This is a genomic window from Stenotrophomonas sp. SrG (genome assembly GCF_050031795.1).
Taxonomy (GTDB): Bacteria; Pseudomonadota; Gammaproteobacteria; order Xanthomonadales; family Xanthomonadaceae; genus Stenotrophomonas; species Stenotrophomonas rhizophila_A.
The window spans coordinates 219096-232944 of sequence record NZ_JBNBBE010000003.1; the positions used below are offsets into that span (position 1 = coordinate 219096).

The window sequence follows — 13849 nt, forward strand, 5'->3', positions numbered from 1 at the left end:
CCCCCCGCTGCCGATCCGGATGAACCGACGCCGCCGCGCCCGCCTGGCCACCTGCGTGGCGCTGACCACCCTGCTGTCTGCCGCCAACGCGGCCAATGCGCCGCTGCAGGTCCGCCTGCGGATCGTGGAGGCGTGCGCACTGGACGCAGACGCAGCGCGTGCCAGCTGCCGCAGCGCACACCGACGCAGCGACGAGGAAATCCCGGCCCCGCCCCAGGTGCAGCAGCTGACCCCGGCGGACGAAGACGACGAAGACGCCCGCCGGCCATGGCTCACCCTGACCTTCTGATCCGCGCCTGCCTGCTGCTGGCGCTGCTTGCTCCGGCCGCCGCGCAGGCGCTGGACATTTCCCCGCTGCGGGTTGCGCTGCGCCCGGACCAGCAGGACGCCGAACTGTGGCTGCACAACGAGACGGCGCAGCCGTGGTCGGGCCAGGCGCGGTTGTACCGGTGGGAACAGAGCGCCGACGCCGAACGCCTGACCCCGGCGCAGGACGTGGTGGTGAGCCCGACCCGGCTGGCGCTGGCACCAAACGCCCGGCAGCGGGTACGGGTGGTCCGGATCGGCGCCGCCCCCACCGCTGAACAGGGCTACCGGCTGGTGCTCCGGGCCGGCCCCGCCAGCCCGCCGCTGCAGGTCTCGCTGCCGGTGTTCGTGGCCGGGCCGCAGCCGCGCCCGGCGCCCGCCCTGTCCGCTGACCTTCGCGACGCTGCCGGCCACGCCCTGCTGGCGCTTTACAATGGCGGCACCGGCCACGCGCGGCTGGCGGACCTGACCTTCATTGGCCCCGACGGACGCGCCACGCTGCTGCTTCCCGAGCTGGCCGGCTATGTCCTGGCCGGCAGCACCCGCCTGTGGGCCCTGCCCGGCCCCGCCACAGCCTATGCCGGGGGCCGTTTCCGGGCCCGGATCGGCGACGCGGAACCAGCCGACATCCCGGCCGCCAGCCCGCCAATTGCGCCGGACCGCCGGCCCGGGCTATAATCGACCGGATTTCTTCGCGCCCTGTGCGCAGGAAACCCGTCAACACCGGACGTCACCGGTGAATCCACACCTGCCGCCCATATCCGTGCCGGGGTGCTCCGCGAGGAGTTCGGACACGGAAGCGACAGGGAAGCCAAACCCCGGAACCCCCCGCCTTGCGGCGGACCGCCCTCTATCACCCGTGGCGGCCGGTTCCCTATCAGGAGTATTGCAATGCCCCAGGTCACCATGCGTCAGATGCTGGAAGCCGGCGTCCATTTCGGCCACCAGACCCGTTACTGGAACCCCAAGATGGGCCAGTACATCTTCGGCGCCCGCGGCAAGATCCACATCATCAACCTGGAAAAGACCGTTCCGCTCTTCAATGACGCGATGAACTTCATTTCCAGCGTCGCGCAGAAGCGCGGCACCATCCTGTTCCTGGGCACCAAGCGCAGCGCCCGCGAGTCGATCCGCGAAGAAGCCGAGCGTTGCGGCATGCCGTTCATGAACCAGCGCTGGCTGGGCGGCACCCTGACCAACTTCCGTACCGTGAAGCAGTCGGTTGCCCGCCTGAAGGAACTGGAAGCCGGCGAAACCGACGGCACCTTCGACAAGCTGGTCAAGCACGAAGTGCTGGGCCTGCGTCGCGAGCGTGACAAGCTGGAAGCCTCGCTGGGCGGCATCAAGGAAATGAACCGCCTGCCGGACGCGATCTTCGTCATCGACATCGGCCACGAAGACATCGCCATCAAGGAAGCCAAGAAGCTCGGCATCCCGGTGATCGCTGTCGTCGATACCAACTACAACCCGGAACTGGTCGATTACGCGATCCCGGGCAACGACGACGCCATCCGTGCCGTGCAGCTGTACGCCCGCGCCGCTGCCGACGCCGTGCTGGAAGGCAAGGCTGCTGCTCCGCACGCTGCCACCGTCCGTGAAGAAGAGTTCGCCGACGCCCCGGCTGCCGAAGAAGCCAAGCCGGCCCGCCGCGCTCCGGCCAAGAAGGCTGCTGCCGACAAGGGCGAAGCCCAGGCCTGATCCAGGCCCGCGGTGGGCGCCTGGCGTCCACCGCTCCTGTCCGCTGCCACTGGCGCGATGACAGGATGCTGTCACATGGGCCGGCCACGATGCCGGCCCAACCCCTTTCTTTCGTGAGGAATTCCCGTGGAAATCACTGCTTCCCTGGTCAAGGAACTGCGCGAGCGCACTGGCGCCGGCATGATGGAGTGCAAGAAGGCACTTACCGAAAACGGCGGCGACATCGACGCTTCGGCGGAGTGGCTGCGCAAGTCGGGCCTGGCCAAGGCCGACAAGAAGGCTGACCGCGTTGCTGCCGAAGGCATCATCGTGTCGGCACAGGACGGCAACAAGGCCGTGCTGGTCGAAATCAACTCCGAAACCGACTTCGTCGCCAAGGACAGCAACTTCCTGGACTTCGCCAAGGCCGTTGCCTCGGTCGCGCTGAGCTCGGGCGCTGCCGACATCGATGCGCTGAAGGCCGCCAAGCTGCCGTCGGGCGAAACCGTCGAAGAATCCCGCGCTGCGGTCATTGCCAAGGTCGGCGAAAAGGTCGACGTGCGTCGCATCGTCCGCCTGGAATCGTCGAACAACGTCGCGGCCTACGTGCACGGCGGCCGCATCGGCGTGCTGGTTGAACTGGCCGGCGGCGACGCCGAGCTGGCGCGTGGCCTGGCCATGCATGTGGCTGCCATGAACCCGCCGCACAACAAGGCTGCCGACGTGCCGGCCGAGTTCGTTGCCAAGGAAAAGGAAATCGAACTGGCCAAGATGTCCGACAAGGACAAGTCCAAGCCGGCCGACATCCTCGAGAAGATCATCAGCGGCAAGATCGCCAAGATCGTCAACGAAGTCACCCTGTACGGCCAGCCGTACGTGCTGAACACCGACCAGTCCGTCGAGCAGGTGGTCAAGGCCGCCGGCGCCGACGTGATCGGCTTCAAGCGCCTGGCTGTTGGCGAAGGCATCGAGAAGGTGGTGGAAGACTACGCCGCCGAAGTGATGAAGCAGGCCGGCCTGGCCTGATCCATCGCCTCAAGCGATGACACGAAAAAGCCCGGCGCAAGCCGGGCTTTTTTTTGTGGCCGGCGACCCTCAGCCCTTCGCCTGGAACGAAACTTCCTCATACGGCTGCACCACCACCCAGCCTTCGCCGGCGAAGCGCAGCTGCAGGGTTTCGCCCGAACCGCGCCCGACCAGCGTACCCAGCGAAATATCGGTGACGATCTCGGGCGTCAACGAGCCCGACCAGGCCACCGTTGCGTTCGGGTCGGTGAACACCGGGCCGCCCTGCGCCGTCACCGGCAGCGTCAGCGGCTCGTAATGCGAGGTGATCGCCACGATCCCGTGCCCGCTCAGGCGCATGTTGAACAGCCCGCCCGAGAGCATGCCTGCCACCTTGCGCATCATGGTGATCTTGGACTCGATGCCCGTCTCAAAGGCCAGCACATCGTTGCCGTTGACGAAAATCGACTCGCCCGCCAGCCGCAGCAGCGTCACCTGCTTGCCTGCATCGGCCAGATAGGCCCGCCCCTGCCCCTCGATCTTCATCAGCTGCAGCCCCTCACCGCTCACCATTTTCTTCAGCAGCGTGCCCAGCCCCTGCTCCAGCAGCCCCTGGCGGGTGAACTTCACCGCCCCCTTGCGCGCCACCATCGAACCGGCCTTGGCCCAGACCATGCCGTTCACCCGTATCTCCAGCATGTGCGGGCTCTCAAGCTCGAAGGCGTCCGCACTGACATCTTTTTCGTGCGTGCTGGCGAGGAATTCCTGAAGCGACTTTACGGCCATGGGGTCCATCCTTTTTTATTGGAGGCCGCATGGTACCCGCGCCGCCCACCGCATTGCAGCAGCTGACGCCACCAGTGCCACTCCCCCATCCGCCAGCGGATGTGGTACCAAAGAGCTCATTGCCCCACCGCCGCACGATCTGCCCGTTGGTTTTGCATCGAAAGGCACCTCGACCCCCACCTGTCGCAGGCAACATTTCCCACAACGCAAGCACCAACACTCAAATCTGTGACGCACACCATGTATTCTTGCCACATCACCTCAGTATTCCCGCCATGCCTCCCGAGCTGACAGCCGCCCTGGCGCTCTGCCGCAACCTGCCCTCGCCGCCCGGTATTGCCCTGCGCATCATCGAACTGGCGCAGGATCCGGAAACCGACATCACCACGGCCGCCGACGTCATCGCCATCGACATGGCGCTGAGCGCGCGCATGCTGCGCATTGCCAATTCGCCGCTGTATGCCAGCCGCCGCCGGATCGAGAACCTCGGCCAGGCACTGACCATGCTGGGGCTCAACGCCACCGTCAGCCTCGCCCTGGGCTTCACCGTCACCCAGGACCTGACCGCCCCCGGCCAGGGCCAGGACGTGCGCGAGCGCGCCTGGCGGCGCAGCATCCTCAGCGCGCTGGCGGCCAGCCTGCTCGGCCAGGCCCGCGGCCTGCGCAAGGCCGAAGAGCTGATGCTGGCCGGCCTGCTGCAGGACATCGGCGTGCTCGTGCTGGCCCAGAGCGAGCCCGAGCGCTACCTGCCGCTGCTGCGCCAGGCCCGCGACAACGAGGCCCTGATCGCCCTCGAACGTGAGCACCTGGACTGCACCCATGCCGAGGTGGGCGCGTGGATGGCCGAACAGTGGGATCTGCCGCGCTACCTGGTGGACGCCATCGCCCGCAGCGAATCGCCGGCCGCGGCCGAGGACAACTTCCAGGCCTGCGTGGCCCTGTCCGGCGCGGTCGCCGACATCTGGCTCAGCGCCGACGCCGATGCTGCCCGCGAACATGCCCTGCAGCAGGTCAACGAGACCCTCAAGCTGGACAGCGCGCAGTTCGACCAGGTGCTGGCCCGGATCGGCGAAGCCCTGCCCGAGATCAGCGCCCTGTTCGAGACCACGCTGATTTCGCCTGCGCGCGTGCAGCAGCTGATCGACCATGCCCAGGAGCTGGCGACGCTGCGCAACCTGCGCGAAATGCAGGATGCCGCCCTGGCCCGCCAGCGCGCCGACGAATTCGAGGCACGCGCCAACCGGCTGGCCGAACAGGCCCACCGCGACGCCCTGACCGGCGTGCTCAACCGCCGCCAGCTCGAGGCCGTGCTGGAACAGGAGTTCCTGCGCGCCACCCGGCACGGCTGGCCGCTGTCGGTGGCCTTCATCGACCTGGACGATTTCAAGAAGATCAACGACGCCCACGGCCACCTGCTCGGTGACCAGGTGCTGCGCGAGTTCGCCACCCAGCTGCAGGAACACCTGCGCAACAGCGATACCGTGGCCCGCTTCGGCGGCGAGGAATTCATCGCCCTGCTGCCCAACACCACCGAGCTGGTGGCGCTGGACGTGGTGCGCCGGGTGCTGGCCAGCATCGTCAACACCCCCATGGCCGAGGTGGCCGACGGCCCGCTGTTCGTCACCTTCTCCGCCGGCGTGGCCACCCAGGGCGGCTATGAGCGTTTCGCCGATGTTCAGGACCTGCTGAAGGCCGCCGACGACGTGCTGTACCGTTCCAAGAACCTGGGGCGCAACCGCGTGATTGCGCGTTCACCGGGAACCGCCACGGCCTGAATGGAGTCAGGAAGCGGCGATCCACCGCTGTGGCAGGGCTGCGCCGCAGTGCAGCAGATTTTCCACGCCGAGTGCCGCCGCATCCAGTAGAATTCCCGCGTTTTCCACGCATCCAGAGGCCACCATGTCCAATCTTTCCTATCGCCGCATCCTGCTGAAAGTTTCCGGGGAGGCACTGATGGGGGATGAGGACTACGGCATCGACCCCAAGGTCATCAACCGCCTGGCGCGCGAAGTGATCGAAGCGCAGCAGGCCGGAGCCGAAGTGGCGCTGGTCATCGGCGGCGGCAACATCTTCCGCGGCGCCGGCCTGGCCGCCGGCGGCATGGACCGCGTCACCGGCGACCAGATGGGCATGCTGGCCACCGTGATCAACGCGCTGGCCATGCAGGACGCGCTGGAGAAGCTGGGCGCCAAGGCCCGGGTGATGAGCGCCATCAAGATCAACGACGTGTGCGAGGACTACATCCGCCGCCGCGCCATCCGCCACCTGGAAAAGGGCCGCCTGGTGATCTTCGCCGCCGGCGTCGGCAGCCCGTTCTTCACCACCGATTCCGGTGCCGCGCTGCGCGCCATCGAGATCGGCGCGGACCTGCTGCTCAAGGCCACCAAGGTCGACGGCGTGTACGACAAGGACCCCAACAAGCACAGCGATGCGGTCCGCTTCGACAGCCTGACCTACGACGAAGTGATCCGCCGTGGTCTGGAAGTGATGGACACCGCCGCCTTCGCCCTCGCCCGCGACAGCGACCTGCCGCTGCGCGTGTTCGACATGGGCCAGCCGGGCGAACTGCTGAAGATCCTGCACGGCGAGAACATCGGCACCCTGGTGCGCGGCCGCGACGCCACCTGACCGGCGCGCCGGCCACGGCCGGCACCCGCCCGTTCAGCGCGGACCTTGGTTCACCCCATTTCGCCTATAATCGCCCGATTCCCAGTGACACCCAGGATTCGGGCGATGCTCAACGAAATCAAGCAGGACGCGCAGACGCGCATGGCAAAGAGCATCGATGCTCTGAAGCAAACCCTGACCTCCATCCGCACCGGCCGTGCTTCGCCGGCCCTGTTGGACCGGATCACGGTCAAGGCCTACGGCACCGACACGCCGCTCAACCAGGTCGCCTCGATCAGCGTCTCCGAAGGCCACTCGCTGGTCATCACCCTGTTCGACAAGGGCATGATCAAGGACGTGGAGAAGGCGATCTACGCCTCCGACCTCGGCCTGACCCCCAACGTGGCCGGCACCGTCATCCGCCTGAACCTGCCGCCGCCGACCGAAGAGCGTCGCCGCGAGCTTGGCAAGCAGGTGCAGAAGGAAGGCGAAGGCGCCAAGATCGCCATCCGCAACATCCGCCAGGATGCGAACAAGGCCATCGCCGCCCTGCTGAAGGACAAGTCGATCAGCGAAGACGACAAGAAGCGCGGCGAAGACGACATCCAGAAGCTGACCGACAAGTCCATCAAGGACGTAGACAGTGTGGTTGCCGAAAAGGAAAAGGAACTGATGGCGGTCTGAGCATGACCCAGGCCCCGACCAGCAGCTCCACCGCCGCCGTGCCCCGCCACGTTGCCATCATCATGGATGGCAACGGACGCTGGGCGCAGAAGCGCCGTCGTCCGCGCGTGATCGGCCACCGGGCCGGCGCGCGCGCGGTCAACCGCACCATCGATTTCTGCCTGGAGCGTGGCATCGCCGCGCTCACGCTGTTCGCCTTCTCCAGCGAAAACTGGGGCCGGCCGAGCGACGAAGTCGACGCACTGATGAAGCTGTTCCTCAATGCACTGGACCGCGAGGTGGATGAACTCCACCGCCGCGGCGTGCGCGTGCGCTTCATCGGCGAGCGTGAACGCTTCGGTGCCGGGCTGGTCAGCCGCATGCAGCTGGCCGAGCAACGTACCGCCGGCAATACCGCCATGACCCTGAGCATCGCCGCCAGCTACGGTGGCCGCCAGGACATCGCCAGGGCCGCACGCGAACTGGCCGCCGAGGTCGCGGCCGGGCGCCTGCTGCCCGAACAGATCGACGAAGCGCTGCTGGGCAGCCGCGTCGCCCTGGCCGACCTGCCGCCGCCGGATCTGTTCATCCGCACCGGTGGCGACACCCGCGTCAGCAACTTCCTGCTGTGGCAGCTGGCCTATACCGAACTGTGGTTCACCGAGGTGCTGTGGCCCGAGTTCGACGCCGCCATCCTGCAGCAGGCGCTCGACGCCTACGCTGCACGTGAACGCCGCTTCGGCCTGACCAGCGCCCAGATCGCCGCCCTGGCCACCGAGACGTCCACCCCATGACCAAAACCCGAGTCATCGCCGCGCTGATCATGGCGCCGGTCGCCATCGCCGCGATCCTGCTGCTGCCCACCCAGTGGCTGGCCGCCGCCGCCGCCGCCGTGTTCCTGATCGGCCTGTGGGAATGGCTGAAGCTGGCCGACGTGGACGACACGCTGGCCCGCACCGTGCTGCTGGTGCTGAACCTGGTGCTGATGGTGCTGATCGTGTGGGCCGACGCCGGCACGCTGGTGCTGTACCAGATCGCCGCACTGGTGGGCATCGGCTGGTGGCTGCTGGCCCTGTTGTGGCTGCGCTTCTTCACCTTCGGCGCTGAACCCGGCAGCCCGGCGCGGTCGCTCAAACTGCTGGCCGGCACCCTGGCCATCGTGCCCGCCTGGGCCTCGCTGGTGCTTATCCACGCCAGCGGCGACAAGGGCCACCTGTGGCTGCTGACCGCGCTGGCCGTGGTCTGGGCTGCCGACTCGGGCGCCTACTTCGCCGGCCGTACCCTGGGCCGCACCAAGCTGGCCCCGCGCATCAGCCCCAACAAGACCTGGGAAGGGCTGGGCGGCGGCATGCTGGCCGGCCTGCTGGTGGCCCTGGTGTTCGGCTGGATCGCCGGGGTCGCGCCTGGCCACGTGGTCGGCCTGGTCATCACCACGGTGGTCGCCGTGTTCGCCTCGGTACTCGGCGACCTGTACGAAAGCCTGCTCAAGCGCCATGCCGGCGCCAAGGACTCGGGCCACATCATTCCGGGCCACGGCGGCGTGCTGGACCGCATCGACGGCGTGCTGGCCGCGCTGCCGGTGTTCGCGCTGGGCAAGGAAATCTTCGGATTCTGAGCATGCAGAGCACTACCGCCCCCCGCCGGGTCGCCGTGTTCGGTGCCACCGGCTCGATCGGCGCATCCGCGCTGGACGTGATCGCGCGCCACCCGGACCGTTACCGCGCCACCGTGCTGGCCGCCGGCACCCAGGTGCAGGCGCTGGTCGCGCTGTGCGCGCTCCACCGGCCCGCGCATGCGGTGATCGCCAGCGAAGCGCTGTATGCGGAACTGCGCGATGGCCTGCGCGCCGCCGGCCTGGACACCCAGGCGCATGCCGGCGCCGCCGCGCTGGACCAGCTGGCCGCCAGCGACGCATGCGACACCCTGGTCGCCGCCATCGTCGGCGCGGCCGGGCTGTCCTCGACCTTGGCCGCCGCCGGCGCTGGCAAGCGGATCCTGCTGGCCAACAAGGAATCGCTGGTCCTGGCCGGCGAGCTGCTGATGCAGCGCGCCACCGCCGCCGGGGCCGAGATCATCCCGATCGACAGCGAACACAGCGCCATCTTCCAGTGCCTGCGTTCGCGCGACGCCAGCCTGGACCAGGCCGGCGTGCGCAGGATCCTGCTCACCGCCTCCGGCGGCCCCTTCCGCGGGCGCAGCCGGGCCGAGCTGGCCGAAGTCACCCCGGCCCAGGCAGTTGCCCACCCGAAGTGGTCGATGGGCCCGAAGATCTCGGTGGATTCGGCGACGTTGATGAACAAGGGGCTGGAGGTCATCGAGGCCCACCATCTGTTCAACATCCCCGGCGAGCGCATCGAAGTGCTGGTGCACCCGCAGAGCCTGGTGCATTCGCTGGTCGAATTCGTCGACGGCTCCACCCTGGCCCAGATGGGCCTGCCGGACATGCGCACCACCCTGGCGGTGGGCCTGGGCTGGCCGCACCGCATCGAATCCGGGGTGGGCGGGCTGGACCTGCTGAGCCAGGGCCGGCTGGATTTCGAGGCCCCCGACACCGACGCCTTCCCCTGCCTGGGCCTGGCCTGGCAGGCGATGGCCGCCGGCGGCACTGCCCCGGCGGTACTCAATGCGGCCAATGAAGTAGCTGTTTCAGCGTTTCTTCAGGGGCGGATCGCTTTCCTAGCCATTCCAGGGCTGGTGGCTAACGCTCTTTCAACACTGCCTTCCGCGTCCGCCGATACACTGGAGGGCCTGCTGGCCGCCGACCAGCACGCCCGCCAGATCACCCAAGCCGCCATCGACCACGCCTGAATGCCCTTCCTGCTCCTTTCCCGCGACGTCCACCATGGGTGAATTCATCGGCTCCGTCTGGTGGATGATCGTCAGCCTTGGCCTGCTGGTGACGTTCCATGAGTTCGGTCACTACTGGGTCGCGCGGCGCTGTGGCGTGAAGGTGCTGCGCTTCTCGGTCGGCTTCGGCAAACCGCTGTGGATGCGCCGCAACCGCAACGGCACCGAATTCGCCATCGCCGCCATTCCACTGGGCGGCTATGTGAAGATGCTCGACGAGCGCGAGGTCGAGGTACACCCGGCCGAACGCGGCCTGGCCTTCAACCACAAGAGCGTCTGGCAGCGCATCGCGATCGTGGCGGCAGGCCCGATCGCCAACCTGGTGCTGTGCGTGGCCCTGCTGTGGGCCATGTTCGTACTGGGCAAGCAGGATTATTCGGCCACCATCGGCCGCACCACGGGCATGGCCCAGGTGGCCGGGCTGCAGGCCGGTGACCGCGTGCTGAGCGTGGATGACCGCAGCGTGGTCACCGCGGGCCAGGCCGCCATGGCCCTGACCACGGCCGCCATGGACCGCCACGATGCGAAGGTGGAGGTGGTCGATGCGCAGGAGCAGCTGCGCACCCGCACCCTGCCGCTGTCGCAGCTGCCGGCCGGCTTCGATGAGCGCTGGGTGGCCTCGCTGGCCGGCCTGACCTGGCAGTTCCACCTGCAGCCGGCACTGGTCGAACAGGTACTGCCCGATTCCGCCGCCCAGGGCGTGCTGTTGCCGGGCGACCTGGTGGTAGCGGTGGATGGCCAGCGCATCGATGCGGCCGACCAGGTCTCCCCGGCCATCCTCGCGCTGGGCAAGCGCGGCGGCCCGGGCATGATCGAGGTGCTGCGCAATGGCGACCGGCTGGCGCTGGAAGTCACCCCGCGCCAGGGTAAGGACGGCCGCGGCCAGCCCACGTGGCAGATCGGCATCGGCTTCCCGCAGGCCAGCGCACCGGCCTATGACACCACCCTGCAGTACGGCCCGCTGGCGGCCATCCCCGCGGCGCTGCGCGAAACCGCGCGCGCGGCGGGCGATTCGCTCGGCATGATGCGCCGCATCGTGACCGGCAACGCCTCGCTGCAGAACGTTTCCGGCCCGGTCACCATCGCCCGGGTAGCCAACCAGACCGCCCAGCGCGGCCTTGATTGGTTCCTCTGGTTCCTGGCCGTACTCTCGCTCAGCCTGTGCATCATCAACCTGTTGCCCATCCCCATCTTGGACGGCGGGCACCTGCTGTATTACCTTATCGAGTTGGTCAAGGGCAGCCCGCTCAGCGAGCGTGCCATGGCGGCGGGCCAGTACATCGGCCTGGCCATGCTGGCCGGACTGATGGGACTGGCGTTCTACAACGACATCCTCGGTCTGTTCCCGCGATGAACTTTTACCCTTTTGTCGTCGTCTTATGCGCCGGCATCCCGCAACATCGTATTCGACTCCAACCGGACGTGACATGACGCGACTCCCCAATCGCCGCCTGCTTGCCCTCGCACTCGCCGCCGGTTTCGGCGCGCCCGCCCTGGCCCAGGCAGCCGAGCCCTTCACCGTCAGCGACATCCGTGTCGATGGTCTGCAGCGCATCACCTCCGGTACCGTGTTCACCTACCTGCCGGTGGAACGTGGCGAGACCCTGACCGACAACAAGGTCGGCGAGTCGATCCGTGCCCTGTACAAGACCGGCTTCTTCGAGGACGTCCAGCTTGAGCGGCAGGGCGACATCCTGGTGGTCACGGTCAAGGAACGCCCGGCGATCAACAAGCTGACCGTCACCGGCAACAAGGACATCAAGAGCGACCAGCTGCTCAAGGGCCTGAGCGACATCGGCCTGAGCGAAGGCGGCACGTTCGATCGCCTGAGTCTGGACCGGGTGACCCAGGAACTGCGCCGCCAGTACAACGACCGTGGCAAATACAACGTCGAGATCACCCCGACCGTCAGCCCGCTTGACCGCAACCGCGTGGACATCACCATTGCGATCAAGGAAGGCAAGGCCGCCAAGATCCAGCACGTGAACCTGGTCGGCACCGAGAAGTTCGAGTCCAAGGACATCCTGGAAACCTGGGAATCCAAGGAGCACAACTGGGCGTCGTGGTACCGCCGCGACGACCAGTACTCCAAGGAAAAGCTGTCCGGCGACCTGGAAAAGCTCAATGCCTGGTACCTGGACCGCGGCTACGTGGACTTCAGCATCGATTCCACCCAGGTCTCGATCAGCCCCGACAAGCGCGACATGTTCATCACCGCCGGCGTGACCGAAGGTGAGCAGTACAAGATCTCCGAGATCAAGGTCACCGGCGACACCATCCTTCCGCAGGAAGACGTGGAGCGCATGCTGATCCAGAAGTCCGGCGATACGTTCTCGCGCGCCCTGCTGGAATTCAGCTCGGACGCCATCACCAATTCGCTGTCCAACATCGGTTACGCGTTCGCCAAGGTGAACCCGATCCCGACCAGCAACCGCGCCGAACGCACCGTGGCGATCAACATGCAGGTCGTGCCGGGCCCCCGCGTGGGCGTGCGCCGCATCGTGTTCAAGGGCAACACCCGCACCTCCGATGAAGTGCTGCGTCGTGAAATGCGCCAGTTCGAGAACAGCTGGTACTCGCAGGCCGCGATCGACCGTTCCAAGATCCGCCTGCAGCGTCTGGGCTACTTCGAATCGGTGGATGTCGAAACGCCGCCGGTCACCGGCAGCAACGACCAGGTCGACGTGGTCTACAACGTCAAGGAAACCACCTCGGGCAGCTTCGTGTTCGGCCTGGGCTATTCGCAGTCCTACGGCATGACCACCTCGGTGCAGCTGTCGCAGAACAACTTCCTGGGCGGCGGCAACCGCGTGTCGGTCGAAGCGTCGCGCAGCAGCTACCTGCAGCGTTACGGCTTCTCCTACACCAACCCGTACTTCACCGACGACGGCGTGTCGCTGGGCTACAACCTGTCCTGGCGCGAGCTGGATTACTCCGACTTCAACACCGCGCAGTACAACAGCACCAACGGTGCGGCGCAGGTGGTGTTCGGCGTGCCGATCACCGAGAACGACACCGTCTCGCTGATGGTGGGCATCGACAGCAACCAGATCACCACCTACCAGGGTGCGACGCCGCAGGCGATCATCGATTACATCGATGCCATCGGCCAGCGCACGTTCCACTCCTGGCGCACGGAGCTGGGCTGGGCGCGCGACACCCGCAACGATTACTTCATGCCCACCCGCGGCATGTACCAGCGCGTGGGCCTGGAAACGACCCTGCCGGGTTCGACGGTCGAGTACTACAAGCTGAACTACCAGGTCTCCAAGTACTGGCCGATCATCCCGTCGCTGGTCATCAATACCCGCGCCGAGGTCGGCTACGGCGACTCCTACGGCAACGATGTCACCCGCGTGATCACCAACCCGGATGGCACCACCCGCACCGTGACCGCTTCGGGCCTGCCGTTCTTCGAAAACTTCTACGCCGGCGGTACCAACTCGGTGCGCGGTTTCGAAGACAACACCCTTGGCCCGCGCTCGGAGCCGACCGCTTCGTACAACCGTGGCCAGCCGCTGGGTGGTTCGCTGAAAACCGTGGGTTCGGTCGAAGCCTACTTCCCGCGCCTGTTCGACAGCCCGTCGGCCCGCGTCTCGGCGTTCTTCGACGTCGGCAACGTGTACAACGGCGTGGACAACTTCAAGGCCAACGAACTGCGTGCCTCGGCCGGTGTCGCCCTGCTGTGGCGCGCCCCGGTCGGCCCGATCTCGATCAGCTACGCCTTCCCGCTCAAGAAGGAAGACGGCGACGAAATCGAACGCCTGCAGTTCACGTTCGGTGGCCAATTCTAAAACCACCGATCGCACACGAAAACGCCGGGCATCGCCCGGCGTTTTTGTTTGTGGGGCTTGGCCGCTCTTGATCACCCTTGGCCACCGACGCACCGTCGGAGGGCCGGCGGGTGCGGGGGTACGGGGGCTTTACCAAACATGGATGTTTGGTAAGAGCCCCCAGG

13 protein-coding genes are annotated in these 13849 nt (G+C 67.0%); 12 read left to right on the plus strand and 1 reads right to left on the minus strand.

Features of this window, described 5'->3' with window-relative positions:
• The first annotated feature begins 19 nt into the window (after positions 1-19).
• From ACQG3P_RS04575 to tsf, 4 genes are all read left to right on the plus strand, one after another.
• A complete protein-coding gene (locus ACQG3P_RS04575) occupies positions 20-289 on the plus strand; it encodes a hypothetical protein (RefSeq protein ID WP_068850497.1) in 270 nt (89 codons plus the stop codon).
• The gene (locus tag ACQG3P_RS04580) at positions 268-984 is read left to right on the plus strand and encodes a fimbrial biogenesis chaperone (RefSeq protein ID WP_184127265.1); all 717 of its coding nucleotides are present in this window, start codon (positions 268-270) and stop codon (positions 982-984) included. The genes ACQG3P_RS04575 and ACQG3P_RS04580 overlap by 22 nt, the downstream gene beginning before the upstream one ends.
• 213 nt (positions 985-1197) lie before the next feature.
• Positions 1198-2004: a 30S ribosomal protein S2 gene (gene rpsB / locus ACQG3P_RS04585; protein ID WP_068850494.1), complete on the plus strand. Its 807-nt coding sequence runs from the start codon at positions 1198-1200 to the stop codon at positions 2002-2004.
• A gap of 126 nt (positions 2005-2130) precedes the next feature.
• Positions 2131-3009 (plus strand): translation elongation factor Ts, encoded by an 879-nt coding sequence (tsf, locus tag ACQG3P_RS04590; protein ID WP_068850491.1) that lies wholly within the window; start codon positions 2131-2133, stop codon positions 3007-3009.
• Positions 3010-3078: 69 nt separating this feature from the next.
• On the opposite strand, the gene ACQG3P_RS04595 is transcribed toward tsf, so the two are convergent.
• Positions 3079-3774 carry an AIM24 family protein gene (locus ACQG3P_RS04595; protein ID WP_068850489.1) on the minus strand — a complete coding sequence of 232 codons (696 nt, stop codon included), beginning with the start codon at positions 3772-3774 and terminating at the stop codon, positions 3079-3081.
• Between the two features lie 275 nt (positions 3775-4049).
• Here ACQG3P_RS04595 and ACQG3P_RS04600 point away from each other — a divergent pair, with 275 nt between their 5' ends.
• The 8 genes from ACQG3P_RS04600 (at position 4050) to bamA (ending at position 13685) form a co-directional block, all read left to right on the plus strand.
• Entirely contained in the window at positions 4050-5549 is a 1500-nt protein-coding gene (locus ACQG3P_RS04600) for a GGDEF domain-containing protein (RefSeq protein WP_068850486.1), read from the plus strand.
• Between the two features lie 124 nt (positions 5550-5673).
• Complete coding sequence (pyrH, locus tag ACQG3P_RS04605) at positions 5674-6402, plus strand: UMP kinase (protein WP_068850483.1); 729 nt, start codon at positions 5674-5676, stop codon at positions 6400-6402.
• A 105-nt stretch (positions 6403-6507) separates the two neighbouring features.
• Positions 6508-7065 (plus strand): ribosome recycling factor, encoded by a 558-nt coding sequence (gene frr / locus ACQG3P_RS04610; protein ID WP_068850481.1) that lies wholly within the window; start codon positions 6508-6510, stop codon positions 7063-7065.
• Positions 7066-7067: 2 nt separating this feature from the next.
• On the plus strand, positions 7068-7838 hold the full coding sequence (gene uppS, locus ACQG3P_RS04615) for a polyprenyl diphosphate synthase (protein ID WP_068850479.1): 771 nt from the start codon (positions 7068-7070) through the stop codon (positions 7836-7838).
• Positions 7835-8659 carry a phosphatidate cytidylyltransferase gene (locus ACQG3P_RS04620; RefSeq protein WP_068850477.1) on the plus strand — a complete coding sequence of 275 codons (825 nt, stop codon included), beginning with the start codon at positions 7835-7837 and terminating at the stop codon, positions 8657-8659. The genes uppS and ACQG3P_RS04620 overlap by 4 nt, the downstream gene beginning before the upstream one ends.
• Positions 8660-8661: 2 nt before the next feature.
• Positions 8662-9852 carry a 1-deoxy-D-xylulose-5-phosphate reductoisomerase gene (locus ACQG3P_RS04625; protein ID WP_210131476.1) on the plus strand — a complete coding sequence of 397 codons (1191 nt, stop codon included), beginning with the start codon at positions 8662-8664 and terminating at the stop codon, positions 9850-9852.
• 34 nt (positions 9853-9886) lie between these two features.
• Positions 9887-11245, plus strand: a complete 1359-nt coding sequence (rseP, locus tag ACQG3P_RS04630) for an RIP metalloprotease RseP (protein ID WP_426804332.1) — start codon at positions 9887-9889, stop codon at positions 11243-11245.
• A gap of 73 nt (positions 11246-11318) precedes the next feature.
• Positions 11319-13685 carry an outer membrane protein assembly factor BamA gene (gene bamA / locus ACQG3P_RS04635; protein WP_068850466.1) on the plus strand — a complete coding sequence of 789 codons (2367 nt, stop codon included), beginning with the start codon at positions 11319-11321 and terminating at the stop codon, positions 13683-13685.
• Positions 13686-13849 lie beyond the last annotated feature (164 nt).

What these genes read in the sequence shown, in the direction of transcription:
- ACQG3P_RS04575 (WP_068850497.1), top strand. Translation starts at nt 20, where the DNA reads ATGAACCGACGCCGCCGCGCCCGCCTGGCCACCTGCGTGGCGCTGACC.
- ACQG3P_RS04580 (WP_184127265.1), top strand. Translation starts at nt 268, where the DNA reads ATGGCTCACCCTGACCTTCTGATCCGCGCCTGCCTGCTGCTGGCGCTG.
- rpsB (WP_068850494.1), top strand. Translation starts at nt 1,198, where the DNA reads ATGCCCCAGGTCACCATGCGTCAGATGCTGGAAGCCGGCGTCCATTTC.
- ACQG3P_RS04595 (WP_068850489.1), bottom strand. Translation starts at nt 3,774, where the DNA reads ATGGCCGTAAAGTCGCTTCAGGAATTCCTCGCCAGCACGCACGAAAAA.
- ACQG3P_RS04600 (WP_068850486.1), top strand. Translation starts at nt 4,050, where the DNA reads ATGCCTCCCGAGCTGACAGCCGCCCTGGCGCTCTGCCGCAACCTGCCC.
- pyrH (WP_068850483.1), top strand. Translation starts at nt 5,674, where the DNA reads ATGTCCAATCTTTCCTATCGCCGCATCCTGCTGAAAGTTTCCGGGGAG.
- frr (WP_068850481.1), top strand. Translation starts at nt 6,508, where the DNA reads ATGCTCAACGAAATCAAGCAGGACGCGCAGACGCGCATGGCAAAGAGC.
- uppS (WP_068850479.1), top strand. Translation starts at nt 7,068, where the DNA reads ATGACCCAGGCCCCGACCAGCAGCTCCACCGCCGCCGTGCCCCGCCAC.
- ACQG3P_RS04620 (WP_068850477.1), top strand. Translation starts at nt 7,835, where the DNA reads ATGACCAAAACCCGAGTCATCGCCGCGCTGATCATGGCGCCGGTCGCC.
- ACQG3P_RS04625 (WP_210131476.1), top strand. Translation starts at nt 8,662, where the DNA reads ATGCAGAGCACTACCGCCCCCCGCCGGGTCGCCGTGTTCGGTGCCACC.
- rseP (WP_426804332.1), top strand. Translation starts at nt 9,887, where the DNA reads ATGGGTGAATTCATCGGCTCCGTCTGGTGGATGATCGTCAGCCTTGGC.
- bamA (WP_068850466.1), top strand. Translation starts at nt 11,319, where the DNA reads ATGACGCGACTCCCCAATCGCCGCCTGCTTGCCCTCGCACTCGCCGCC.